General features: G+C 63.3%; 18 protein-coding genes and 4 tRNA genes. 11 read left to right on the top strand and 11 right to left on the bottom strand.

Going from position 1 to position 23863, the window contains the following annotated elements:
• Positions 1-115: 115 nt before the first annotated feature.
• From MRBLSP13_RS09705 to MRBLSP13_RS09695, 3 genes are all read right to left on the bottom strand, one after another.
• Positions 116-191: transfer RNA gene (locus tag MRBLSP13_RS09705), tRNA-Ala, on the bottom strand.
• Between the two features lie 198 nt (positions 192-389).
• Positions 390-465, bottom strand: a tRNA-Ala gene (locus MRBLSP13_RS09700).
• Positions 466-554: 89 nt separating this feature from the next.
• Complete coding sequence (locus MRBLSP13_RS09695; RefSeq protein ID WP_133654682.1) at positions 555-890, bottom strand: TIGR02300 family protein; 336 nt, start codon at positions 888-890, stop codon at positions 555-557.
• 149 nt (positions 891-1039) lie between these two features.
• Between MRBLSP13_RS09695 and aroA the strand changes: the two genes are divergently transcribed.
• From aroA to MRBLSP13_RS09660, 7 genes are all read left to right on the top strand, one after another.
• Positions 1040-2380 carry a 3-phosphoshikimate 1-carboxyvinyltransferase gene (gene aroA, locus MRBLSP13_RS09690; RefSeq protein ID WP_363734930.1) on the top strand — a complete coding sequence of 447 codons (1341 nt, stop codon included), beginning with the start codon at positions 1040-1042 and terminating at the stop codon, positions 2378-2380.
• A complete protein-coding gene (locus MRBLSP13_RS09685; RefSeq protein ID WP_133654680.1) occupies positions 2377-2628 on the top strand; it encodes a CBU_0592 family membrane protein in 252 nt (83 codons plus the stop codon). Before aroA ends, MRBLSP13_RS09685 begins: the two co-directional genes overlap by 4 nt.
• Positions 2625-3260 (top strand): (d)CMP kinase, encoded by a 636-nt coding sequence (gene cmk, locus MRBLSP13_RS09680; protein ID WP_363734932.1) that lies wholly within the window; start codon positions 2625-2627, stop codon positions 3258-3260. Before MRBLSP13_RS09685 ends, cmk begins: the two co-directional genes overlap by 4 nt.
• A 171-nt stretch (positions 3261-3431) precedes the next feature.
• On the top strand, positions 3432-5144 hold the full coding sequence (gene rpsA / locus MRBLSP13_RS09675; RefSeq protein WP_133654678.1) for a 30S ribosomal protein S1: 1713 nt from the start codon (positions 3432-3434) through the stop codon (positions 5142-5144).
• A gap of 168 nt (positions 5145-5312) precedes the next feature.
• A complete protein-coding gene (locus MRBLSP13_RS09670) occupies positions 5313-5603 on the top strand; it encodes an integration host factor subunit beta (RefSeq protein ID WP_133654677.1) in 291 nt (96 codons plus the stop codon).
• Between the two features lie 54 nt (positions 5604-5657).
• Positions 5658-5743 (top strand) — tRNA-Leu (locus MRBLSP13_RS09665).
• A 379-nt stretch (positions 5744-6122) separates the two neighbouring features.
• On the top strand, positions 6123-7907 hold the full coding sequence (locus tag MRBLSP13_RS09660; protein WP_363734933.1) for a cation:proton antiporter: 1785 nt from the start codon (positions 6123-6125) through the stop codon (positions 7905-7907).
• Here the strand turns inward: MRBLSP13_RS09660 and MRBLSP13_RS09655 are convergent.
• The 3 genes from MRBLSP13_RS09655 to MRBLSP13_RS09645 form a co-directional block, all read right to left on the bottom strand.
• Complete coding sequence (locus MRBLSP13_RS09655) at positions 7904-8842, bottom strand: glutaminase (RefSeq protein ID WP_363734935.1); 939 nt, start codon at positions 8840-8842, stop codon at positions 7904-7906. The genes MRBLSP13_RS09660 and MRBLSP13_RS09655 overlap by 4 nt on opposite strands.
• A gap of 218 nt (positions 8843-9060) precedes the next feature.
• A complete protein-coding gene (gene alaS / locus MRBLSP13_RS09650) occupies positions 9061-11727 on the bottom strand; it encodes an alanine--tRNA ligase (RefSeq protein WP_363754169.1) in 2667 nt (888 codons plus the stop codon).
• A gap of 221 nt (positions 11728-11948) precedes the next feature.
• Positions 11949-14042, bottom strand: a complete 2094-nt coding sequence (locus tag MRBLSP13_RS09645) for a malate synthase G (protein ID WP_363754167.1) — start codon at positions 14040-14042, stop codon at positions 11949-11951.
• A 94-nt stretch (positions 14043-14136) separates the two neighbouring features.
• Here MRBLSP13_RS09645 and MRBLSP13_RS09640 point away from each other — a divergent pair, with 94 nt between their 5' ends.
• The 4 genes from MRBLSP13_RS09640 (at position 14137) to MRBLSP13_RS09625 (ending at position 19490) form a co-directional block, all read left to right on the top strand.
• A complete protein-coding gene (locus tag MRBLSP13_RS09640) occupies positions 14137-15060 on the top strand; it encodes a LysR family transcriptional regulator (RefSeq protein ID WP_363754165.1) in 924 nt (307 codons plus the stop codon).
• 10 nt (positions 15061-15070) lie between these two features.
• Positions 15071-17338 carry an NADP-dependent malic enzyme gene (locus MRBLSP13_RS09635; RefSeq protein ID WP_363734942.1) on the top strand — a complete coding sequence of 756 codons (2268 nt, stop codon included), beginning with the start codon at positions 15071-15073 and terminating at the stop codon, positions 17336-17338.
• 148 nt (positions 17339-17486) lie between these two features.
• Positions 17487-18161, top strand: a complete 675-nt coding sequence (locus MRBLSP13_RS09630; RefSeq protein ID WP_363734943.1) for a L,D-transpeptidase family protein — start codon at positions 17487-17489, stop codon at positions 18159-18161.
• Between the two features lie 117 nt (positions 18162-18278).
• A complete protein-coding gene (locus MRBLSP13_RS09625; RefSeq protein ID WP_363734944.1) occupies positions 18279-19490 on the top strand; it encodes an MFS transporter in 1212 nt (403 codons plus the stop codon).
• 32 nt (positions 19491-19522) lie between these two features.
• Here MRBLSP13_RS09625 and MRBLSP13_RS09620 read toward each other — a convergent pair whose 3' ends face one another.
• The 5 genes from MRBLSP13_RS09620 to lon form a co-directional block, all read right to left on the bottom strand.
• Positions 19523-20056 (bottom strand): hypothetical protein, encoded by a 534-nt coding sequence (locus MRBLSP13_RS09620; protein ID WP_363734945.1) that lies wholly within the window; start codon positions 20054-20056, stop codon positions 19523-19525.
• Entirely contained in the window at positions 20043-20414 is a 372-nt protein-coding gene (gene hisI / locus MRBLSP13_RS09615) for a phosphoribosyl-AMP cyclohydrolase (protein WP_363734947.1), read from the bottom strand. Before hisI ends, MRBLSP13_RS09620 begins: the two co-directional genes overlap by 14 nt.
• Before the next feature lie 134 nt (positions 20415-20548).
• Positions 20549-20625, bottom strand: a tRNA-His gene (locus tag MRBLSP13_RS09610).
• Between the two features lie 280 nt (positions 20626-20905).
• A complete protein-coding gene (locus tag MRBLSP13_RS09605) occupies positions 20906-21178 on the bottom strand; it encodes an HU family DNA-binding protein (protein ID WP_007688799.1) in 273 nt (90 codons plus the stop codon).
• Positions 21179-21354: 176 nt separating this feature from the next.
• Entirely contained in the window at positions 21355-23751 is a 2397-nt protein-coding gene (gene lon, locus MRBLSP13_RS09600) for an endopeptidase La (RefSeq protein WP_363734948.1), read from the bottom strand.
• Positions 23752-23863 lie beyond the last annotated feature (112 nt).

Genomic DNA, 23863 nt, shown 5'->3' with positions numbered 1-23863 from the left:
CATACACTGTGAACTTCGGCGGAAAATCACGGAAATCGGCCGCAATCAGCAGCCTCCCGCCCGACAGGATCAAGCGGCCTGCCGATGGCAAGGCATTTCGGATGATAGGGAAATTTGGTGGAGCCTAGCGGGATCGAACCGCTGACCTCCTGCATGCCATGCAGGCGCTCTCCCAGCTGAGCTAAGGCCCCATCGTTTGCGGCATCATGCCGCATCCCAATGGATCAGACCATGTCCGGCGTCAAAGCCGTCGGCCTTATGTCTGGACGTCCCGTGCCCAAATCACCAGGAGCGTTGATCGAGGTCATTTGCAACCTCGCCAAGCCCCTTGCTTGCGCTCGGAAGTTTTTCGGAAAAATGTCCCAGGGACATTTCATTTCCCGAAAAACTGGTGGAGCCTAGCGGGATCGAACCGCTGACCTCCTGCATGCCATGCAGGCGCTCTCCCAGCTGAGCTAAGGCCCCGTTTCCAGTGTCGGCGCCGTTTGGGTCCGGCGCCTCGGAGGCCGCTGCCATTAGGTGGCAGCGAACTCCTTGGCAAGCACAAAATTCAATTAATTGTCGTCGTCGCCATCGTCCCCGCCGGCATCGACGCCCAGGTCGTCGTCGCCGCCCAGATCGACGTCATTGTCCGGCGAATCGCCGTCATCATCCACGTCCAGATCCAGGTCCAGATCGTCGTCGGCCGTCTCCATTTCACCGTCGGCGGTTTCGATGACCTTCTTGGGCGCTTCCTCATAGGGCAGCGGCTGCTTCGACTTCAGCACGGGTTCCGGTTCCCAGGCGGTGCCGCAGTTGATGCAGGTGACCGGGTCATCCTTGCCCAGGTCGTAGAAGCGCGTGGCGCATTTCGGGCAGGTACGCTTCGTGCCCCATTCAGCCTTGACCATGTCCGGCCTTATCCTTCTCTTGCGAGTGCTCAAAACAGAAATTACGCGGCACGACAGGGTCGCCCGCGAAGAGACGGCGCCTTGCCATAGCGAGGCCGCGCTGTCAAAAGCCGGGCGCATTTTTTCAAGTTTTGCAGACGGATTGACCCGTGACCGCTTTTTCCGACCAGCCGACCCCGATGACCTTCACCGCCTCCCCCGCCCTTTCCGGTTCGATCCACGTGCCGGGCGACAAGAGCATTTCGCACCGATCGCTGATGCTTTCGGCGCTGGCCGTGGGCGAAAGCCGGGTCGAAGGACTGCTGGAGGGAGAGGATGTGCTGGCCACCGCGGCCGCCATGCGGGCCATGGGTGCGGACATCAGCAAGGATGCGGACGGCATCTGGCATATCCACGGCGTCGGCGTCGGCGGCCTGCTTCAACCGGACGGCCCGCTCGACATGGGCAATAGCGGCACCTCCACCCGCCTGTTGATGGGTCTTGTCGCCAGCCACGCCATCACCGCGACCTTCGTGGGCGACGCCTCGCTCAGCAAGCGCCCCATGGCGCGCGTCACCGATCCGCTGTCCCGCATGGGCGCGAGTTTCACAAGCAGCCCCGGCGACCGCCTGCCGCTCACGATGCGCGGCGCCTGCCCGGCCGTACCGCTCGACTACCGCCTCCCCGTCGCGTCGGCGCAGGTGAAGTCGGCCATCCTGCTTGCCGGGCTCAACACGCCCGGCATCACCCGCATCGTGGAGCCGGTCCCTACCCGCGATCATAGCGAGAAAATGCTCAAGGGCTTCGGCGCAGACCTTGAGGTCGAGGTGGAAGCGGACGGCACGCGCATCATCACGCTCAGGGGCGAAGCGGAACTTCTTCCGCAATCGATCACCGTTCCCGGCGATCCTTCCTCGGCCGCCTTCCCGATGGTCGCCGCGCTTCTTGTGCCGGGATCGAAGGCCACGATCGCCAATGTCGGCCTCAACGCAACCCGCGCAGGCCTTGTCGATCTGCTGCGGGAAATGGGCGGCGACATCATTGTCGAAAATCCGCGCCAGGTCGGCGGGGAGCCGGTGGGCGACCTCGTGATCACCGCCTCGGCACTCAAGGGGGTGGAGCCGGATCCGGCGCGGGCGCCGTCGATGATCGATGAATATCCCGTCGCCTTCATCGCCGCCGCCCTGGCCGAAGGACGCAGCATATTCCGCGGACTGGAGGAACTGCGCGTCAAGGAATCTGACCGTATCGCGACCATGGCGGCGGGGCTGCGTGCCATCGGCGTGCAGGTCGAGGAACTGGAGGACGGCATCGTCATAGAGGGCAGCAATGGCACGCTCCTGCCCGGCGGCGGTCCGATCGCCACGAAGCTGGACCACCGCATCGCCATGAGCTTCGCGATTGCGGGCCTTGTCTCCAGCAATGGTGTAACCATAGACGACATGCGCCCCGTCGCGACCAGCTTCCCGGGTTTCACCACCCTGCTGCAATCGCTCGGCGCGCTGACATGACCTTCGATCTCGCCAGCATCATCGGGTTGATCGGCAGTGGCATGATGGTCTTTGCCTATGCCTACAGCAACATGGCGAAGACGCTGAACTTCATCCTGTTCAACCTGCTGAACCTGGTCGGCGCACTGCTGCTGATCTATTCGCTGACCATCCATTTCAACATCGCGTCCTTGGCGCTGGAGATCGTGTGGTCCATCATCGCGCTCATCGGCCTTGCCAAGGCATGGCGGAAAGGCAAAGCATCATGATCATCGCCGTCGACGGTCCAGCCGCTTCCGGCAAGGGCACCATCGCCAAGGCGCTCGGCCGTCATTATGGCCTGCCCGTCCTTGACACCGGCCTGCTCTATCGCGCTGTCGGGCTCGCCGTCTTGAAGCGGAGCGGTGATCCCGATCACGAAGCGGACGCTCTCGCTGCCTGCGATTTCGACGACGCCATGCTGAACGATCCTGCTCTGCGCAGCGAGGCCGTCGGTTCGCTCGCCTCCCGCGTCTCGATCCATCAGAGCGTGCGCCAGGCCCTCGTCAATCGACAGCGCGAATTCGCGACCCAACCCGGCGGCGCGATCCTGGATGGCCGGGATATCGCCACCGTCATCGCGCCCGATGCCGAAGCCAAGATCTTCGTCACCGCCAGCGTCCATGTTCGCGCCCAGCGGCGCTATCAGGACGCGCTCGACCATGGCGGCCATCCCGACATGGATAGCCTGATCGCGGACATCCAGGCGCGCGACACCCGCGACATGAGCCGCGACCATGCGCCGCTCCGTATGGCCGATGGAGCGGACTTGCTCGACACCAGCAATTTGACTATAGACGCCGCCGTCCGGCAGGCCATTGCACTGGTGGACGCCCAGTTGGAACGTCGGCGACAGGCCTGACGCGATGCCGGGTGCCGGGAGTTCCCAGGCGCCCTTTTCGCTTATCCACCGGGCGTCGACTCGTCAGGTCTTACGGATGTTCGCGCGGGTATTCGGCCCCGCGGACGATTTGGCCTGAAAGACCACCGGATACAACCGGTAGGCCAGCAATGAAGAATGAAGGAAACTACCATGGCCTCTACGGCATTCCCCTCGCGCGACGATTTCGCCGCGCTTCTCAATGATTCTCTCGGTGGCGAGGACGGCGGCTTCGAAGGTCGCGTCGTCAAGGGCACCGTTACCGGCATCGAAAACGACATGGCTCTGATCGACGTCGGCCTGAAGTCGGAAGGCCGCGTGCCGCTGCGCGAATTCGCCGCGCCAGGCCAGAAGGCTGACCTGAAGGTCGGCGACGAGGTCGAAGTCTATGTCGACCGCGTCGAAAACGCCCATGGCGAAGCCATGCTGTCGCGCGACCGCGCACGCCGCGAAGCCGCCTGGGACAAGCTCGAAGCCGAGTTCACCGAAAATGCTCGGGTCGAAGGCGTCATCTTTGGCCGCGTCAAGGGCGGCTTCACCGTCGACCTCGACGGCGCCGTGGCGTTCCTTCCCGGTTCGCAGGTCGATATTCGCCCCGTGCGCGACGTCACCCCGCTGATGGATATTCCGCAGCCCTTCCAGATCCTGAAGATGGACCGCCGCCGCGGCAATATCGTCGTGTCGCGCCGCGCCATTCTGGAAGAAACCCGCGCCGAACAGCGCAGCGGCCTCATCCAGACGCTGGCCGAAGGTCAGATCATCGAGGGCGTCGTCAAGAACATCACCGATTATGGTGCGTTCGTTGACCTGGGCGGCATCGACGGCCTGCTGCACGTCACCGACCTGTCGTACAAGCGCATCAACCACCCGAACGAGATGATCAACATCGGCGATACCGTCCGCGTGCAGATCATCCGCATCAACCGCGACACCCAGCGCATCAGCCTTGGCATGAAGCAGTTGGAAAGCGATCCCTGGGAAGGCGCTGCCGCCAAATATCCGGTGGGCGCCAAGCTGTCGGGCCGGGTCACGAACATCACCGAATATGGTGCGTTCGTCGAACTGGAAGCTGGCATCGAAGGTCTGGTCCACGTTTCGGAAATGTCCTGGACCAAGAAGAACGTCCACCCCGGCAAGATCGTTTCGACCAGCCAGGAAGTCGAAGTTCTGGTCCTCGAAGTCGATCCCGAAAAGCGCCGTATCTCGCTCGGCCTCAAGCAGGCCCAGAACAACCCCTGGGACAGCTTTGCCGAACGTCACCCGATCGGTTCGACCGTCGAGGGCGAAGTCAAGAACGCGACCGAATTCGGTCTGTTCATTGGGCTGGACGGCGACGTGGACGGCATGGTCCACATGTCGGACATCGCCTGGGGCATTTCGGGTGAAGACGCCCTGGCTCTGCACCGCAAGGGCGAGACGGTTCAGGCCGTCGTTCTCGACATCGACGTCGAGAAGGAGCGTATCAGCCTTGGCATGAAGCAGCTTGAGCGTGGCGGCCCGGCTGCCGGCGGCACGACCGCCGCTGCCGCTGGTCTCAACAAGAACCAGACGATCACCGTCACGGTTCTGGAAGTCCGCGACGGCGGCCTGGAAGTCCAGGCGGGCGAGGACGGCGCGACCGGCTTCATCAAGCGCAGCGACCTGGGTCGCGATCGCGACGAGCAACGTTCGGAACGCTTCCAGATCGGCCAGAAGTTCGATGCGATGGTCACTGGTTTCGACCGTGCGAAGAAGCCGACCTTCTCCGTCAAGGCCCTTCAGATCGCAGAAGAGAAGCAGGCCGTGGCGCAGTACGGCTCGTCCGACAGCGGCGCGTCGCTGGGCGACATTCTGGGCGAAGCGCTGAAGGCCAAGAGCGAAGGCTAAGCGCACATTCGATATGTAACTTAAGTAATATGGCCCGCCGGAACTTAACTCCGGCGGGCTTTTTATTTTCCCAAAATGAGATTGACATACCGATATTGGCCGATTGTCAGAAGGTCGCGGATTCATTATAAATAAACCGGGAACCAGAAGGGGGAGTCTGGAGGACCAATGATACGCTCGGAACTCATTCAGAAATTGGCTGAGGAAAATCCAAACCTCAACCTCCAGGAAGTGGAAAGGATCGTCGATCTTTTCTTCAAGGAAATAGTCGATCGCCTGTCCAGCGGAGGGCGAGTGGAACTTCGTGGTTTCGGCGCCTTCACGACCAGAGCGCGCGACGCACGGACCGGCCGCAATCCGCGGACCGGCGAACAGGTGCCGGTAGATGCCAAACGCGTTCCCTATTTCAAACCTGGAAAAGAGATGCGGGAGCGCCTGAACGGCAAAGCTGCTCTCTGACCAAACCATGTCCTTGACCTGCGCGCCGTTAGCCTTCAGGGGTGGCGGCCTCAAGCGGACGTGGCGAAATCGGTAGACGCAGCGGACTTAAAATCCGCCTCCCCCTGGGAATGCGGGTTCAAGTCCCGCCGTCCGCACCAGCACTGATTTTGCTGGCTTTTTCGAAGGCTGGCGTTCACCTTTTTGCGTCACGTTCCGACAGCATTCCGACAAGGCTGCGTGCGCTCACGAACCGTTCTGGCCAAGAGTAGCGGCAATCCAGGCATCCACGGCCTCCGCCACAATGGGCCCGTCGAGGCCCATCCCGCCGGCTTCGATGGCGACATCATGTCCCGGCCGTCATGATATTTCGTGGTCAGCAGTTCCACTCGAGCGCTGGATCGATAGCCTTCCCGGTCAGTAAATCCATCGATACTTCCTGCGTCAGGCAGACCATGTCCCGCCTGTCATCATTCGGCATTTTTCCGGCTTGCGGTGCTTAGCGCTGGATATCCGCGGCATTTGTCGCGATGATCCGCCATGGCCGGCGCGATCAATCCTCAGAGTTTCAGCGATTCCCTTGTCATCCTGGGCGCTGCGGGGGTCGTGATCCCCGGCTTTGCTCGGCTTCGGATCAGTCCCGTCATAGGCTTCATCCTTGTCGGGCTCGCGGTCGGACCGTCTGGGCTGGGTGCATTGGTCGGCCAATATCCCTGGCTTTACCATGTCACGATTTCGAACAGGGCAGCGATTGAGCCCTTTGCCGAACTGGGCGTCATCCTGCTGCTTTTTTCCATTGGGCTGGAACTTAGTTTCCGTCGCCTTTGGACCATGCGCACGCAAGTGTTCGGCGTGGGCGCGGCAGAATTGATCGGCGGCGGCACGCTGATCGCACTTGGCCTTTATCTCCTTGGGCAGGCGCCAGCAGGCGCCTTTGGCCTTGGCCTTGCGCTCGCGCTGTCATCCACGGCCGTCGTTCTGCCGATGGTCGGCACCCAAAGCGCGGTTGGACGCGCGGCTTTTTCCATGCTCCTCTTCGAGGATCTGGCCCTCGTCCCCATCATCTTCATGTTGGGCGCCCTGGCTCCCTCCGTAGCTGCCAGTCCGGATGGCCCGTGGACCGAACTGGCGGACACGCTGCTCAAAAGCGGTATCACCATCGCCGTCATGCTGGTTCTGGGACGGCTCTGCCTTCCGCACATCTTCAGCCAGGCCGCCCGTACGAAAAGCCCGGAAGTGTTCCTGGCCGCCAGCCTGCTGGTCGTCATCGTCTCCAGCATGGCCACGTCCATCGCTGGCCTCTCGCCGATCGTCGGCGCGCTGCTTGCCGGGCTGCTGATCGCGGAAACCGATTATCACGGCGAAGTCGAGGTCATGACGGCGCCGTTCAAAGGACTGGCGCTCGGCGTATTCCTGATTACCGTCGGCATGGGCCTGGACGTACGCGTCATCCTCGCCAACTGGCCTACGCTCATTCTGGCGGTGATCGGCGTCGTCCTCGCCAAAACGATCGTAACTGCTGCCCTGCTCTACCTCTCCGGCGCAAGAAAAGGCGTCGCGCTGGAAGTCGGCGTGCTGATGTCCAGCCCGTCGGAAACCACATTGATCGTGCTGTCCGCCGCCGCCGCGGCGCAGTTGATCCTCCCGTCTACCGCCGCCTTCTGGCAGATCGTGACCGCGATCGGGCTGACCATAACGCCGCTGCTTGCGCGGCTCGGGCACGATGTTGCCCGACGGTTGGAGATGGCGCTGGGCGAAGAAACGCCGGAATTCACCGAAGACCATATCCAGGCGGCGGCGGTCGTGATCGGCTTTGGACGCGTGGGACGCATGGTCTGCGACCTCCTCAACCTGCACAAGCAGCGCTTCATTGTCGTGGAATCCGACCCGGATGTCGTCGCGGAGGCGCGTCGCGGCGGATATCCCATATTGTTCGGCGACGTATCGCGCGCCGAAATGCTCGACAAGCTTCGTCTCGGCCATGCGCGGGCGCTGATCCTGACGATGGACGACCCTGTCCTTTCCGTGCGCGTTACAAAGCGCGTCAGGGGATGGGTGCCCGACCTACCGATCATCGCGCGGGCGCGGGATACCGATCATGCAGCGCAGCTTTATCGCGCCGGGGCGAGCGATGCCGTTCCGGAAACGCTCGAAAGCTCTCTTCAGCTAGCGGAAACCGCGCTGGTTGACCTGGGCGTCGCAATGGGGCCAGTCATCGCATCGATCCACCAGACCAGGGAGGATCTGCGCATGGGTATCAAGGATGCGGCCCAGCTCGAAACCGCGCCCAAGCTGCGCAGGCTGAGGGCAGATGAAGTGCCCTAATCCGGCGCCGGGGGTGGACTGAAGACGGACCAGCCTGTTTGCCTGGCCAGTTCTTCGAGCGCCAGCGTGCCAAGCTTGCTGTTCCCATTGTCGTTCAGGCCGGGCGACCACACTGCTATGGAGGCGCGACCGGGCACGATCGCCAATATGCCGCCGCCCACGCCTGACTTGCCCGGAATGCCGACGCGGAAAGCGAAATCGCCCGAAGCGTCATAATGGCCGCAGGTCAACATCAGGGCGTTGATCCGTTTTGCCCTGTTCGACGAGACAACCCGGCCGCCTTCGGGGTGCCGACCATCAAGCATCAGGTAACGACCGGCGAGCGCAAGCTGGCGACAGCTCATCTCGATCGCGCATTGATGAAAATAGGTGCCGAGTACCAGATCGACCGGATGACGGATATTGCCGAAGGCGCGCATGTAATTCGCCAGCGCCATGTTGCGAAAACCCGTCGCTGTCTCCGACGCGGCAACGGTCTCATTGATCGCGATGCTGTCGTCATTTGCCAGAAAGCGAACGAAGCGCAGCATTTCGCCAATGGCCACGCGAGGTTGATGGCCGCCCAGATTGACGTCCGCGACGACCACAGCGCCAGCGTTGATGAAGGGGTTTCGGGGAATGCCTTGTTCCTGCTCCAGTTGAACGATCGAATTGAAGGCATTGCCGGACGGTTCCCGTCCGACCCGCTGCCAGAGCTGATCGCCTATTTTGCCAAGCGCCAGGGTCAAGGCGAACACTTTTGAGATGGACTGGATCGAAAAGGCGGTTTCGGAATCGCCACCTTCGATCAGTCGGCCGTCCGCCGTCGCAACCGCTATGCCGAACTGGCCGGGATCGATTTTGGCAAGTTCCGGGATATAGCTGGCAACGACGCCGTGGTCTTCCTGCTCCGCCATATGGGCAACGATGTCGGCCAGGATCGCGGGTAGGTCCATGAGGAAAGCGGCGTCCATTTGCTACGGGGCTCGGCGGAACAGATTACACAATGACGAGCAAGAGCATGCCATTTTTCGGCATGCTGCCGTGGCGCATGAAAAGACAATGCGCGTCGCCATCTTCCATAAAGGACAAAACCGCACTGCTTTCTGCGAAGGAGCACGGTTCGCCAGGAATTGTCCGCCTTTCGCTTGTGAGGACCGGACCTGTCGGTTGGTTACGCCGGCACGCTGGCCAGCGCCGCCTTGACGGATTCTATCGCCGTCTGCGCCTTGTCCCCGTCCGGCCCGCCGCCCTGGGCCATGTCGGGACGACCGCCGCCGCCCTTTCCGCCAAGCGCTTCAACACCGGCGCGAACCAGGTCCACGGCGCTTATCGTGGCCGTGAGATCGTCCGTGACGCCCACGGCGATGCTGGCGCGCCCATCGACCACTGCCAGCACCGCGGAAACTCCGCTGCCCAGCGCCGCCTTGTTCTGATCCACCAATCCGCGCAATTCCTTGGGGTCCAGCCCTTCGATCACCTGACCGATGAAATTGATCGCGCCGACCTTTTCAGGACCAGCCGCCTGGGCACCCGCCCCGCCAGCTCCTGCCCCGCCGAGCGCCAGCGCCTTCTTCGCTTCGGCCAGTTCGCGTTCGAGCCTGCGGCTCTGTTCGACCAGCGCAGTGATGCGGGCGGGGACTTCCTCGGGTGTGGTTCTGAGCGTGGCGGCGGACTGGCGCAAGCGATCCTCGCGGTCGGACAGCCAGAGGCGCGCAGCCTCCCCCGTCAGAGCCTCGATACGGCGAACACCGCTGGACACGGCCGATTCCGAGATGATCTTGAAGATCGCGATGTCGCCCGTTGCGCGGACGTGCGTGCCGCCGCAAAGTTCGACCGAATAGCTGTTCGCGTCCCCCCTGCCCATGGAAAGCACGCGGACTTCGTCCCCATATTTTTCCCCGAACAGCGCCATCGCGCCGGCCGCAATGGCATCGTCCGGGGTCATCAGACGTGTGGTCACCGCTTCATTGCGGCGGATTTGCTCATTCACCTGGGATTCGATCGTCGCGATCTGGCCATGGGTCAAAGCCTCTGGGTGCGAGAAGTCGAAGCGGAGGCGATCCGGCGCAACCAGGCTACCCTTTTGCGTGACATGCGCGCCAAGCTGGTTGCGCAATGCCGCATGCAGCAGGTGGGTGGCGCTGTGATTGGCGCGAATCCGGTCGCGACGGCTGACGTCGACGCTGAGATGCACCGTATCGCCCAGCTTGACGCTGCCCGCGCCGATCTTCGCACGGTGGGCATGGAGCCGGCCAAGCGGCTTGGCGGTGTCCTCGACATCCGCGACGAGTCCGGATTGCGAACTGATCGTGCCCGCATCGCCCATCTGGCCGCCGCTTTCGCCGTAAAATGGCGTCTGGTTGGTGATGATCGTCACCGTCTCACCCGCGGTCGCGCTGTCGAAGTTCACACCGTCCTTGACGATGGCAAGCACCTCGCCCTCGCCCTCGGTCGAGCTGTAGCCGATGAACTCGGTATTGCCCGCCTTTTCGGCTATGTCGAACCAGATTTCGTCCGATGCCTTTTCGCCCGAGCCCTTCCATGCCGCGCGCGCGGCGGCCTTCTGCTCGGCCATGGCAGCGTCGAAGCCGGCGCGGTCGACGGTCAGGCCGCGCGAGCGCAGCGCGTCTTCCGTCAGGTCATAGGGGAAGCCATAGGTGTCATAGAGCTTGAACGCGGTTTCACCGGGCAAGGTGTCGCCTTCGGCCAGATCGCCGGTTGCTTCATCGAGCAGTTTCAGGCCCTTTTCCAGCGTCTGGCGGAATCGGGTCTCCTCACGCAGCAGCGTTTCCTCGATCAGTGGCTGCGCGCGGACCAGTTCCTGATAGGCGCCGCCCATTTCGGAGACGAGGCTGCCGACGAGCCGGTGCATCAACGGCTCCTTCGCGCCGATGATGTGGGCATGGCGCATGGCGCGGCGCATGATGCGGCGCAGGACGTAGCCGCGGCCCTCATTGGCGGGCAGCACGCCGTCCGCGATCAGGAAGCTGGTCGAACGAAGGTGATCGGCGATGACGCGATGGCTGGCCTTGAACGCACCATCGGTGGCGGTCTTCGTCAGCGCGCCCGATTCCTCGATCAGTGCCCGGAACGTGTCGGTGTCATAATTGTCATGGACGCCCTGCAGCACCGCCGCGATACGTTCCAGACCCATGCCGGTGTCGATGCTGGGCTTGGGCAGTTCGCTGACGATCTCGTTCGCTTCCTGCTCATATTGCATGAAGACGAGGTTCCAGATTTCGACGAAGCGGTCGCCATCTTCTTCGGGCGATCCGGGCGGGCCGCCCCAGATATGGTCGCCATGGTCGTAGAAGATTTCCGAGCAGGGACCGCAGGGGCCGCTGTCGCCCATTGCCCAGAAATTATCCTTGGTGGGGATACGGATGATCCGCTCCTCCGGCAGGCCGGCGATCTTCTTCCAGAGGTCAAAGGCCTCGTCGTCGGTATGATAGACGGTCGCCGTCAGCCTTTCCGGCGACAGGCCCCATTCCTTCGTCAGCAGGGTCCAGGCATGGGTGATCGCCTGTTCCTTGAAATAATCGCCGAAGCTGAAATTCCCCAGCATTTCGAAGAAGGTGTGGTGGCGCGCGGTGTAGCCGACATTGTCGAGGTCATTATGCTTGCCGCCGGCACGGACCGACTTCTGACTGGATGTTGCGGTCGAATAAGGCCGCGATTCCAGGCCTGTGAAGACATTCTTGAACGGCACCATGCCCGCATTGACGAACATCAGCGTCGGGTCGTTGTGCGGCACCAGAGGCGCGGACGGAACGATGGTGTGGCCGTTGGCCCCGAAATAGTCGAGGAAGGAGCGGCGAATGTCGTTGGTCGAAGTCATTCGGGCGATTTAGTGGGAAGCGCTCCAACGCACAAGCGGGGCTTTTCGTCGTTTATGGGAATATCGCTTGATGGGGCGGGGATTGGGATGGGCGGCAGCACCGCACGTCCCGCCCCTCAGCACGAGACATGCTCCCAGCGCGAGGCTTGGGAGGCAGGCAGTCGAAGGCTGATGGGGGAATGAGCGGACGTCGCACATTCCCCCATCAGACGATTGCAGGATTACTGCGCCTTGACCAGGGCGCGGTATTTGTGGAGCAGCGGCTCGGTATAGCCGTTGGGCTGGGCGACGCCCTCGAAGACCAGTGCGCGGGCGGCTTGCCAGGCGAGGCTTTCCGGATTGCCGCTCATCGGGCTGTAAAGCGGGTCGCCAGCATTCTGGGCATCGACCTTGGCAGCCATGCGCGTGAACGCCGCATCGACCTGTTCGGCCGTGCAGACGCCATGGAGCAGCCAGTTCGCCATATGTTGCGACGAGATGCGCAGCGTCGCGCGGTCTTCCATCAGGCCGATGTCGTGGATGTCGGGAACCTTCGAGCAGCCGACCCCCTGATCGACCCAGCGGACGACATAGCCGAGAATGCCCTGGGCGTTATTGTCCAGTTCCTGGGCAACCTCCTCCTCCGACCAGTTGCGGCCCGGCTGCGCGACCGGGATGGTCAGCAGCTTGTCAAGGGCGGCGACCGGTTCGGCCGCACGTTCCGCCTGGCGGGCGTAGACGTCAATCCGGTGATAATGGGTCGCGTGCAGCGTCGCCGCCGTGGGCGACGGCACCCAGGCGGTGTTGGCGCCGCTCTTGGGATGGCCGACCTTCTGCTCCAGCATGTCGGCCATGCGGTCCGGCGCGGCCCACATGCCCTTGCCGATCTGGGCGCGGCCCGAAAGACCGCAGGCGAGGCCGATCTGGACATTGCGATCCTCATAGGCCGTGATCCAATCGCTGGTCTTCATCTCGCCCTTGCGGATCATGGGACCGGCGCGCATCGACGTATGCATCTCGTCGCCGGTACGGTCGAGGAAGCCGGTATTGATGAAGACGATGCGGTCCTTCACCGCCTCTATGCAAGCGGCCAGATTGGCGGAGGTACGGCGTTCCTCGTCCATGACGCCGACCTTCAGCGTGTGGCGGCCGAGACCCAGAAGGTCTTCGATCGCATCGAACAGGCGGTTGGTGAAGCCGACCTCCTCCGGACCGTGCATCTTGGGCTTGACGATATAGACGCTGCCCGTGCGGCTGTTGCCGCCCTCCTTGCTGAGGTCGTGCATGGCGATCAGCGTGGTGACGATGCCGTCGAGAATGCCTTCAGGCGCTTCCTGGCCATTGGACAGCAAGACGGCGGGCGTCGTCATCAGATGGCCGACATTGCGCACGAAGAGCAGGCTGCGGCCCGGCAGGGTGAAGGTGCTGCCGTCGGGCGCGGTGTAGCTGCGGTCCAGGTTGAGGGCGCGGGTCATCTGCGCGCCGTTCTTCTCGAACGTCTCGACAAGGTCGCCCTGCATCAGGCCAAGCCAGTTGGAATAGGCGGCGACCTTGTCCTCCGCATCGACGGCGGCGACCGAGTCTTCGAGATCGCAGATGGTCGTCAGCGCGGACTCCAGGATGACGTCCGCTATGCCCGCAGGATCGGTCTGGCCGATGGGGTGCGCCCGGTCGAAGACGACTTCGATGTGCAGGCCATTATGGCGGAAGAGACGGCCCTTCTCACTGCGGCCGAGATATTGGCCGGGGTCGGCCAGATTGATGTCTTCGCTGGCAAGGTCCGCCCAGGAGCCGGAGGCGAGCGGCACGGCTTCGTCCAGGAAGGCCTTCGCCCAGGCGATGACCTGCGCGCCGCGCGCGGCGTCATAGCCCTTGCCCGCGGCTGCGCCGGGAATGGCATCCGTGCCGTAGAGCGCGTCATAGAGGCTGCCCCAGCGCGCATTGGCGGCATTCAGCAGGAAACGGGCATTGAGGATCGGGACGACGAGCTGAGGCCCGGCCAGGCGCGCAACCTCGTCATCGACATTCTCGCTGCCGATCTGGAACGGCGCGGGTTCGGGGACGAGATAGCCGATCTCGCGCAGGAAGCCCTGATAGGCGGCGGCATCGATGGGCTGGCCCGCCCTTTCCTGATGCCATGCATCGATCTGGGCCTGGATCGAGTCGCGTTTGGCCAGCAGGGCGGCATTTTCCGGAGCGAATTGCGCGAAGATCGCGGCAACGCCACGCCAGAAGGCGTCGGCGTCGATCCCGGTGTTGGGGAGCGCGCGTTCCTCGATGAAGCTGGCAAGTGCTTGCGCGACCTGGAGGCCTGCGCGATCGGTCATGCTGGTCATGGAATGATCTCCTTTTGACGCGGGAACATAGACGCGTCGCATTATGTTCGGTAGACGATATTATTCGAATTCAGATTTTCCTCTGGTGAAACAAATGATGGACCCCGATTACGACCTTTTCGCGACCATCGTCGAGGAAGGCGGCATGGCATCGGCGGGAAGAAGGCTGAATATCTCGCCCGCCATGGTGTCGAAGCGGCTGGTCCGGCTGGAGGAGAGGCTGGGGACGCGGCTGATCCATCGAACGACGCGGCGGCTGGCGCTGACCCCGGCGGGCGAGCGGCTGCACGAGGATCTCCGGGCGATCATGGCCGCGCTCGACGAGGCGGAACGACGCGTATCCGGCGCTTCGGCGGAGGCGGCTGGGACATTGCGCGTGTCGGCGCCCACATCCTTCGGGCGGATGCATGTCGCGCCCTATCTGGGCCGGTTTCTGGAAGCCCATCCCAAGGTGCGCATGCAGATCGATCTGTCGGACGATTATGCCGACCTGGTGGCGACGCGCGCCGACGTGGCCATCCGCATCACGGCGGATCCGGGGTCCGGCCTTGCCGCCCGGCGACTGGCGACCAACAGGCGCGTGCTGTGCGCGGCGCCGCGCTATCTGGACCGTTTCGGCGTGCCCGAGACTGCGGCCGACCTGCGCCGGCATCGCCTCTTGGCGGCGGAAGGGCAATTGCCCTGGCGGCTGCTGGGCCCCAGGGGGCCGGTCTCGATCGAAGGGACCAGCCATGTGCGCACCAACAGCAGCGAAATGGTGCGGGAACTGGCGCTTTCGGGCGTGGGCATCGCGTTGCGTTCGCTCTGGGACGTCAGCGACGCGCTGGAGCATGGGGATATTCGACAGATCATGCCGGATCATGAGGGATCTGTGGACGTCGGCCTTTATGCCGTTCATCTGCCGCAGAATAATCCACCGCTCGCCATCGCGGCCTTCGTAGATTTCCTGGTCGGGCTCTATGCTCCCAGCCCGCCATGGGAACGGTCGGGCATTGCTCCGGCTGAAAACCGGCTTTAAGGGGCCTTTCATGGATGAAAACACCCGGCGCGCCGCCTTAGACTATCACCGCTATCCTCAACCCGGAAAGCTGAGGATCGAACCGACCAAGCGCATGGTCAACCAGCGCGACCTGGCGCTGGCCTATTCGCCCGGCGTCGCCGCGCCCTGCGTCGACATTGCCGAAGATCCCGACAAGGCGATGGACTACACCGCGCGGGGCAATCTGGTCGCGGTGATCTCCAACGGCACGGCGGTGCTCGGCCTGGGTTCCATCGGCGCACTGGCATCCAAGCCGGTGATGGAGGGCAAGGCGGTCCTCTTCAAGAAATTCGCCGATATCGACGTGTTCGACATAGAGGTCGACACCACGGACCCGGAGAAGTTCGTCGAGGCCGTCGCCCTGCTGGAGCCGACCTTCGGCGGCATCAACCTGGAGGATATCAAGGCGCCCGAATGTTTCGCCATCGAGGCGGAACTGAAGAAGCGGATGAAGATCCCGGTCTTCCACGATGACCAGCATGGCACGGCCATCGTGGTTGCGGCGGCCGTCCGCAACGCGCTGGTATTGCAGGGCAAGACGCTGGCCGATGCCAAGCTGGTGACGTCCGGCGCGGGCGCGGCGGCGCTGGCCTGCGTCGACCTGCTGGTGTCCATGGGCCTGCCAATCGAGAATGTGACGCTGACCGACAAGGACGGCGTGATCCATTCGGGGCGCGAGGGCATGTTGCCGAACATGGCCCGCTATGCCCGCACCACTAATGCGCGGACGTTGCCCGACGTGCTGCCTGGCGCGAACCTGTTCCTGGGCCTGTCGGCGCCGGGCGTGCTGAAGCCCGAATGGTTGCCGTTGATGGCGCCTAATCCGCTGATCTTCGCGCTCGCCAATCCGGAGCCGGAAATCCGCCCGGAAGTGGCACGGGAGGCACGGCCTGACGCCATTATCGCCACGGGACGGTCGGACTATCCCAACCAGGTCAACAACGTCCTCTGCTTCCCCTACATCTTCCGGGGCGCGCTGGATGCGCGGGCGACAGAGATCAACGAGGCGATGAAGGTCGCCGCCGCCGACGCCATCGCCAACCTCGCCCGGATGCCCGCCCATGACAGCGTCGCCCAGGCCTATGGCGGACGCAAGCTGGTCTTCGGTCCTGATTACATCATCCCCACCCCCTTCGACCCACGCCTGATCGCGGAGATCGCCTGCGCCGTCGCGAAGGCAGCGATGGACAGCGGCGTCGCCAAGAAGCAGCTCGACCTGGAAGCCTATAAGCGCCAGCTCATGCAGCAGAATACGCGCTCGGCCCAGCTGATGCTGCCGGTGTTCGAGGCGGCGCGGGGAACGCAGCGGCGCATCGCCTATGGCGAGGGCGAGGATGAGCGCGTGCTGCGCGCCATTCAGGATGCACTGGAAGAAGGCATCGTACGCCCGGTCATCGTCGCGCGCAGGCGGATATTGAACCAGAAACTGCCGAACCTTGAACTGAGCTTCGAACTGGACCGGGATGTCGAGGTGGTCGATCCCGAAACCGACCATCTGCTGATGGGCGAACTGGTGGAGGCCTATCGCGCCGTCGCGGCGCGTCGCGGTGTTTCGTCGGCAGAGGTGGTCCGCCATGTCTATCGCCGGCCCAGCGTGACGGCGGCCATGCTGCTGCGCACCGGGCGGGTGGATGCCGCTCTGGTGGGCGGCAACAGCGAATATTGGGGCGAGGTCGAGCATGTGCTGCGCATCATCGATCGCACGCCCGGCAACAGCCGGGTCTATGCGCTGTCGGGGCTGATCCTGGACGCGGGCGCGCTGTTCATCACCGACACCCATATGGTGCCCGATCCAACGCCCGAGCAGATCGCGGAAATGGCGCTGCTCGGCGCGACGGAACTCAGGCATTTCGGCCTGACGCCGCGGGTGGCGCTGTTGTCCCACTCCAATTTCGGCGCATCCCATTCGCCCAGTGCGCGCAAGATGCGCGAAGCGATCAAGCTGGTGAAGAAGGCCGCGCCCGACCTGATGGTCGACGGAGAGATGCATGCCGATGCAGCGCTCAGCCAGGGACTGCGCGAGCGGCTGATCCCGGATTCGCGGTTCGAGGGGCCAGCCAACCTGCTAGTCATGCCCAATCTCGACGCGGCGAACATCACATTGACGGCGCTGTCGGCTTCGTCCAGTTCGCCCACGGTAGGCCCGATGCTGGTGGGGCTGAAGCAGCCTATCCATGTATTGACCCCCGGCGTGACGGCGCGCGGCATATTGAACCTGACCGCCATCGCGGCGGCGGAGGTCGAGCGGGAAGGCTGAAGCCTTAACCTTTTCCTGCCATGGCTTGGCCGGCAATGGACCGGTACCGCCCCAAGGGTGGAGCCGGTTCCCGTCGATCCCTGCCGGAAACGGTCGGGAGAATGCGCCCTTCCGGGCGGGATGACGATGATCGGGTAGTGGCAGGTTCATGGCGGGACAGGTTTCGACTGGAGTCAAGCTGGCGATCGGGGGCGGCGCAGCGGCGGTAATGCTGGTGCTGGGGCTTTCCCTCGGCCGCGGGCGCGACCTGCCTCCGCCTGAAACTGAAAGCGCTCCCACAAAAGAGCCAAAGCCAGTCAAGGCGGCCAAGGCGGCCGAACGCACCCGTGCCCAGCCCGTAGCGGTCGATCCCCAGGCGCTCATGGTCAAACGGGTGCTGGCCATAGACGGCCCCTTCCGCCACGGCGATTATGTCTGGAACGAAAGCGGCGCGCCCGCGACGGGACGGATCATCATCACCGTCGATCTCAAGGCGCAGACCTTGTCGGTCTTCCGCGCAGGCTATGAGATCGGATCGGCGGTCATCCTTTATGGCGCGGATGACAAGCCCAGTCCGCTGGGCGCGTTTCCTGTCATCGAAAAGGACGCCGATCATTATTCGCGAACCTACAACAATGCGCCCATGCCCTACACGCTGCGGTTGACCAGCGACGGCGTCGCGATCCATGGCAGCGACGTTCGTTGGGGCTATGCCACCCATGGCTGCATCGGCGTACCCAAGCCCTTTGCGAAAAGGCTGTTCGGCGTGACGAAGCTGGGCGACCTGGTCGTCATCACCAATGGCAGGATGCTGGATACCAGCCATGCCAAACCCGCCGCCTGAGTTGCGCGGGCCATCATTGCACCTGCAATAAAGTCACGCTCCATGCGGCTTGATTTTCGCAGATAACGTTATCATGTGCGGGCCTCATTCCCATCGCATCGCAACATGGAGCAGCCAATGGCGCAGGCCAGCCGTCCCCCTTCTTCCGGCTCCGTTCACCCCGCGCTCGTCATTCTTGCGCTCTCCATGGGTGCCTTCGCCATTGGCACGACCGAATTTGCAGCGATGAGCCTGCTGCCCTTCTTTGCGAGCGATCTGCGCATCAGCGAACCAATGGCCGGCCATGCGATCAGCGCCTACGCGCTGGGCGTGGTGGTCGGCGCGCCGGTGATCGCAGTGCTGGGCGCAAGGCTGCCACGGCGAACACTGCTGATCGGGCTGATGGCGCTGTTCGCCATCGGCAATGGATTGAGCGCCCTGTCGCCTGATTATGCCACCATGCTGCTGTTCCGCTTCCTGAGCGGCCTGCCCCATGGCGCATATTTCGGCGTGGCGGCGCTGGTGGCGGCGTCGCTGGTGCCGAGCGACCGGCGTGCATTGGCGGTGGCGCGCGTGATGACCGGGCTGACCGTCGCGACCGTGATCGGCGTGCCGGTTGCAAACTGGATGGGACAGGCGCTTGGATGGCGTTGGGGTTTCGGCATCGTGGCGGTGCTGGCAATGATCACCATGTCGCTGGTCGCATTATATGCGCCGCGCGACGCGGGCGATCCGCAAGCCAGTCCGATGCGGGAGTTGGGCGCCCTCAGGAAGCCCCAGGTGCTACTGACGCTGCTGACCGGCGCCATCGGCTTTGGCGGGCTGTTCGCTGTCTATACCTATTTGGCCTCCACCATGATTTCGGTGACCCATGTGTCGGAGCGGTTCGTGCCGATCGTGCTGGCGGTCTTTGGCATCGGCATGACGATCGGCAATCTGGGGGCGGCGTGGGCAGCGGACCGGGCGCAGGGCAGAACCGGGATCATCGTGCTGCTGTGGAGTGCGGCGTCCCTTGCCCTTTTCCCGCTGATGGCTGGAAATATCTGGAGCCTGACGCTGGTGATCTTCATGATCGGCTGCGGCGGGGGATTGGGCAGCGTGCTGCAGACGCGGCTGATGGATGTGGCGGACGATGCGCAGACGCTGGCGGCGGCAGCGCATCACAGCGCCTTCAACATCGCCAATGCGCTGGGACCATGGCTGGGCGGGCTGGCGATATCGGCAGGCTATGGCCTGACCTCGACCGGGTGGATCGGTGCGGGCCTCTCCCTGGGTGGCCTTGCGATCTTCCTTCTGGCGCTTGACCTGCGCCGGAGGTCTTTGTCCTTGGTGGCCGTGGCCTGCGAGTGAGCCGAGCCGGCTTCTACTTTTCCGGGGACGCTTTAATCAGCTTCGCATAGCTGCCCGCCACGGCTGTCACGCGCGTTGAGGGCCGAGGCGGCATCGCTCGCCACGCGGGGGAAGCTGACGCCTTCCAGCGAGCCGCGTCCCCTGCAGAGTTCCGTGCATTTCATGTCGACCACGCCGGGCAATGACAGCTGATCGCCGTCATATTGGGCGACCACGATGCAATGATCGCTGCGGGAAAAGCTGAGTATCAGCTTGTCGCCTGCCCTTCGCGCCGTGCCTGCGCCCGCGCAACTCTGGTCCTCCCCGAAGGTCGCTTCCAGGCCGAAGCGATAATCGCCATTCTTTGCCGGGATTACGCAGAGCGCATCGCGTCCAGATTCATGTTTTCGCTGGTAGAGGCCGACGGGCGGCACTTTGGCGGCGTCCGCGATTACGCCGGTTTCGATGGCGGCGCGCTCCAGGCCCGAACTGGTCTGAATTCCAGTATCCCGCGGCCCCGGCGCGGAGCCCGCCTGACGCTGGCACGCCGCGAGCAGAAGCAACAGGGCAAGACTAGTTCGGCGCATCGACAGGTGCCAGGCCTTTCGGACCGATGCGGCGGAAGAAACAGGAACGCGCGCCGGTGTGGCAGGTGGGACCGGCAGGCGCGGCCTTTACCCAGACGGCGTCCTGATCGCAATCGATGCGGAGATCGCGCACCTGGAGCATATGGCCGGACGTCTCGCCCTTTTTCCACAGCGCCTGGCGGCTGCGCGACCAGAAATGCGCGAGGCCGGTATCGCGGGTGAGTTGCAGCGCTTCGGCATTCATATGCGCGACCATCAGCAGCTCGCCACTTTCCACATCGGTCACGACGGCAGTGATCAGGCCGTCCCTGTCATATTTCGGATTGAGGGTCAGGCCCTTGTCGCGCGCTTCGTCCATGAGCGGGCTATAGAGGGCTGCAACGCCCGTGCGAAGCCCTGAATGATGGAGAGGCGGGAGACGAACAACTCTTCGACCAGCCCGACGCAAATGGAAGAAGCCGTGCCTGCCCAATAGGGCTTCCAAGAGGAAAATGGGGCGATCGACGGGATCCGAACCCGCGACCTCCGGTACCACAAACCGGCGCTCTAACCAACTGAGCTACGATCGCCACAGGGGCTGTGCCCCTTGAGAGAAGGCCACATATGCGGCCCATCCCGCGCCGTCAAGCGACCTCATGGCGAAAAATCAGCGACACCGAAATAAAAAGAAAAAGGGGCGAAGAGCCTGACGCTCTCCACCCCTTTTCATGCCCGGAAAATCAGCGCGCATGGGAACCGTCGCCCCTGCTGCGTTCAATCCGGCAATCTCTCCAACAGAAACTTCCGCCAACCGCGATGCCGGCTTGGAATCAAAATGGGACGCCCACGAGGAAGCGCCCCTTGAGCCCTTTAGTTTACCGAATCCTTCAGGCCCTTGCCGGCCTTGAACTTCGGCTGGGCCGAAGCCTTGATCGTCATCGTCTCGCCCGTGCGCGGGTTACGGCCGGTCGAGGCCTTGCGCTGAGAAACGGAGAAAGTGCCGAAACCGACAAGGCGGACTTCGTCCCCCTTCTTCAGGGCTCCGGTGATGGCGTCGAAAACGCCCTCGACAGCCTTGCTTGCGTCGCTTTTTGAAAGGCCGCTGCTTTCAGCGACTGCGCTGATAAGATCCTGCTTGTTCATGCCTTGGGAACCCCCTTCTAGCTGTTTGGATAGTTTAGGAATCGCGGCGTAGGCGGCGCAATAAGGCCCAGCTTTCGGGCCTTGTCAAAGGGAAAGCGGCGTCAGCAGCCAGTCTGGCGAGATTTTATGGTAAATCCCCGCCGATCAGCCCGCCCAGGCCGCTTTCCTGATCCATATCAATGCCGAATGGAGGCTTCCCCATCCCGCCCCTGCGCCGGACTCGGCTGGGCGGCGAGATCATCCTCCTCGGTCCAGGCGATCGCCTCCGGCTTGCTCATCAGGGCGCGGGCCAGCACCTCGTCCACATGGGATACGGGGACGATCTCCAGCCCTTCCTTGATATTGGCGGGAATCTCCGCAAGATCCTTCTCGTTCTCCGCCGGGATGAGCACCGTCTTGATGCCGCCGCGCAACGCCGCCAGGAGCTTTTCCTTGAGGCCGCCAATGGGCAGTACCCGGCCACGCAGGGTCACTTCGCCGGTCATCGCCACATCCTTGTGCACCGGAATGCCCGTCAGCGTCGACACGATGGCCGTCACCATGCCGATGCCGGCCGATGGGCCATCCTTGGGCACGGCCCCTTCGGGAAGGTGGATGTGGATGTCCTTGCGCGTGAAGATGCTGGGCTTGATCCCATAACCGGGCGAACGCGCCTTCACATAGGAGAAGGCGGCCTGAACCGACTCGTTCATGACCTCGCCCAGCTTGCCTGTGGTCTTGATCGCGCCCTTGCCCGGCACGGTCACGGCTTCGATGGTCAGCAGTTCGCCGCCCACCTCCGTCCAGGCGAGGCCGGTCACGGCGCCGATCTGATGCTCTTCCTCGCCCACGCCGTGGCGGAACTTCCGCACGCCGGCATAATCAGCGAGATTCTCCGGCGTGATCGTCACCTTGTCATAGACGCCTTCAAGGATCTTGCGCAGTGCCTTGCGGGCGAGACGTGCCACTTCCCGTTCCAGGGTGCGGACGCCGGCTTCGCGCGTGTAATAGCGGATGAGGTCGCGCACCGCCTCTTCACTGACGTCCAGTTCGCCTTCCTTGAGGCCGTGGGCGTCGATCTGCTTGGGCAGCAGGTGCCGCTGCGCGATCTCTACCTTCTCATCCTCGGTATAGCCCTCGAGGCGGATGATCTCCATGCGATCGAGCAAAGGTTGCGGCAAATTCAAGGAGTTGGCCGTCGTCACGAACATCACGTCCGAAAGATCGACGTCGATTTCCAGATAATGATCCTGGAACTTGCTGTTCTGTTCGGGGTCGAGCACCTCCAGCAGAGCAGAAGCCGGATCGCCGCGGAAATCCTGTCCCAGCTTGTCGATCTCGTCCAGCAGGAAGAGCGGGTTCATCGTCCCGGCCTTCTTGAGGTTGGTTACGATCTTGCCCGGCAGCGAGCCGATATAGGTGCGGCGGTGACCCCGGATTTCCGCCTCGTCACGCACGCCGCCCAGCGACTGGCGCACGAATTCGCGGCCAGTGGCCTTGGCGATGCTGCGGCCGAGCGAGGTCTTGCCGACACCCGGAGGACCAACGAGGCAGAGGATCGGCCCTTTCAGCTTGTTCGTGCGCGCCTGCACGGCGAGATATTCGATGATCCGGTCCTTGACCTTCTCCAGCGCGAAATGATCCTCGTCCAGGATCGCCTGCGCCTTTTTGAGGTCGGTCTTGACCTTCCCCTTCTTGCCCCAAGGCAGGCCCAGCAGCACGTCGAGATAATTGCGCACGACCGTCGCTTCGGCCGACATGGGCTGCATGCCCTTCAGCTTCTTGAGCTCCGCCGTTGCCTTCGTCCGGGCTTCCTTGCTGAGCTTGGCCTTGGCGATCTTCTCGGTCAGTTCGGCGAGTTCGTCGCCCTCCTCGCCATCGCCATTGCCCAGTTCGCGCTGGATCGCCTTCAACTGTTCGTTGAGATAATATTCGCGCTGGGTCTTCTCCATCTGCCGCTTCACGCGGCCGCGGATCTTCTTCTCGACCTGAAGCACGCCCAGTTCGCCCTCCATGAAGGCGAAGACCATTTCGAGGCGCTTGACCGGGTCGGCCTCGACCAGCAGCGACTGCTTGTCGGCGACCTTGACGTTGATGTTGGCGGCAACGGCGTCGGCCAGACGACCCGCATCCTCGATCTCACGAAGTTGCACGGGCGTTTCCGCCGGCAGCTTCTTGTTGAGCTTGGCATAGTTTTCGAACTGTTCGGCGACTGACCGCATCAGCGCTGCGGCTTCCGGACCTTCGGCGGCGATTTCTTCAACCGCGGTCACGCCGGCGATCAAATGGCCACCGGCCTGCGCCATGCCGTCCAGGCGGGCACGCTGCTTGCCCTCCACCAGCACGCGGACCGTACCGTCGGGCAGCTTCAGCAATTGCAGCACCACGGCGATGACGCCGGTGTCGTAGAGCGAATCCTGCCCCGGATCATCCTCCGCCGGGTCGAGCTGGGACACGAGGAAGATTTCCTTGTCGCCTTCCATCGCGGATTCGAGCGCGGCCACGCTCTTGTCGCGGCCCACGAACAGCGGCACGATCATCTGCGGGAAGACGACGATGTCACGCAGGGGAAGCAGGGGATATTGCGTAGTCATTCACTCTCCGGGGTGAGAATCCACCCAGTCATGCGGTTCATCGCCTTTATGGGGACGATCACCGCATGGTTCAATCACGCGTTATGGGATCGCAATCATGAATAAAGGCTGA

Origin of the sequence: Sphingobium sp. LSP13-1-1.1, from assembly GCF_040676415.1 — a bacterium.
Classification (GTDB): domain Bacteria; phylum Pseudomonadota; class Alphaproteobacteria; order Sphingomonadales; family Sphingomonadaceae; genus Sphingobium.
This window is presented reverse-complemented; position numbering and strand designations above follow the sequence as displayed.

Bases quoted from the DNA above. Each gene is read 5' to 3' on its own strand.
- MRBLSP13_RS09695 (WP_133654682.1), bottom strand. From the start codon at position 890: ATGGTCAAGGCTGAATGGGGCACGAAGCGTACCTGCCCGAAATGCGCC.
- MRBLSP13_RS09685 (WP_133654680.1), top strand. From the start codon at position 2,377: ATGACCTTCGATCTCGCCAGCATCATCGGGTTGATCGGCAGTGGCATG.
- cmk (WP_363734932.1), top strand. From the start codon at position 2,625: ATGATCATCGCCGTCGACGGTCCAGCCGCTTCCGGCAAGGGCACCATC.
- rpsA (WP_133654678.1), top strand. From the start codon at position 3,432: ATGGCCTCTACGGCATTCCCCTCGCGCGACGATTTCGCCGCGCTTCTC.
- MRBLSP13_RS09670 (WP_133654677.1), top strand. From the start codon at position 5,313: ATGATACGCTCGGAACTCATTCAGAAATTGGCTGAGGAAAATCCAAAC.
- MRBLSP13_RS09660 (WP_363734933.1), top strand. From the start codon at position 6,123: ATGGCCGGCGCGATCAATCCTCAGAGTTTCAGCGATTCCCTTGTCATC.
- MRBLSP13_RS09655 (WP_363734935.1), bottom strand. From the start codon at position 8,842: ATGGACCTACCCGCGATCCTGGCCGACATCGTTGCCCATATGGCGGAG.
- alaS (WP_363754169.1), bottom strand. From the start codon at position 11,727: ATGACTTCGACCAACGACATTCGCCGCTCCTTCCTCGACTATTTCGGG.
- MRBLSP13_RS09645 (WP_363754167.1), bottom strand. From the start codon at position 14,042: ATGACCAGCATGACCGATCGCGCAGGCCTCCAGGTCGCGCAAGCACTT.
- MRBLSP13_RS09640 (WP_363754165.1), top strand. From the start codon at position 14,137: ATGATGGACCCCGATTACGACCTTTTCGCGACCATCGTCGAGGAAGGC.
- MRBLSP13_RS09635 (WP_363734942.1), top strand. From the start codon at position 15,071: ATGGATGAAAACACCCGGCGCGCCGCCTTAGACTATCACCGCTATCCT.
- MRBLSP13_RS09630 (WP_363734943.1), top strand. From the start codon at position 17,487: ATGGCGGGACAGGTTTCGACTGGAGTCAAGCTGGCGATCGGGGGCGGC.
- MRBLSP13_RS09625 (WP_363734944.1), top strand. From the start codon at position 18,279: ATGGCGCAGGCCAGCCGTCCCCCTTCTTCCGGCTCCGTTCACCCCGCG.
- MRBLSP13_RS09620 (WP_363734945.1), bottom strand. From the start codon at position 20,056: ATGCGCCGAACTAGTCTTGCCCTGTTGCTTCTGCTCGCGGCGTGCCAG.
- hisI (WP_363734947.1), bottom strand. From the start codon at position 20,414: ATGGACGAAGCGCGCGACAAGGGCCTGACCCTCAATCCGAAATATGAC.
- MRBLSP13_RS09605 (WP_007688799.1), bottom strand. From the start codon at position 21,178: ATGAACAAGCAGGATCTTATCAGCGCAGTCGCTGAAAGCAGCGGCCTT.
- lon (WP_363734948.1), bottom strand. From the start codon at position 23,751: ATGACTACGCAATATCCCCTGCTTCCCCTGCGTGACATCGTCGTCTTC.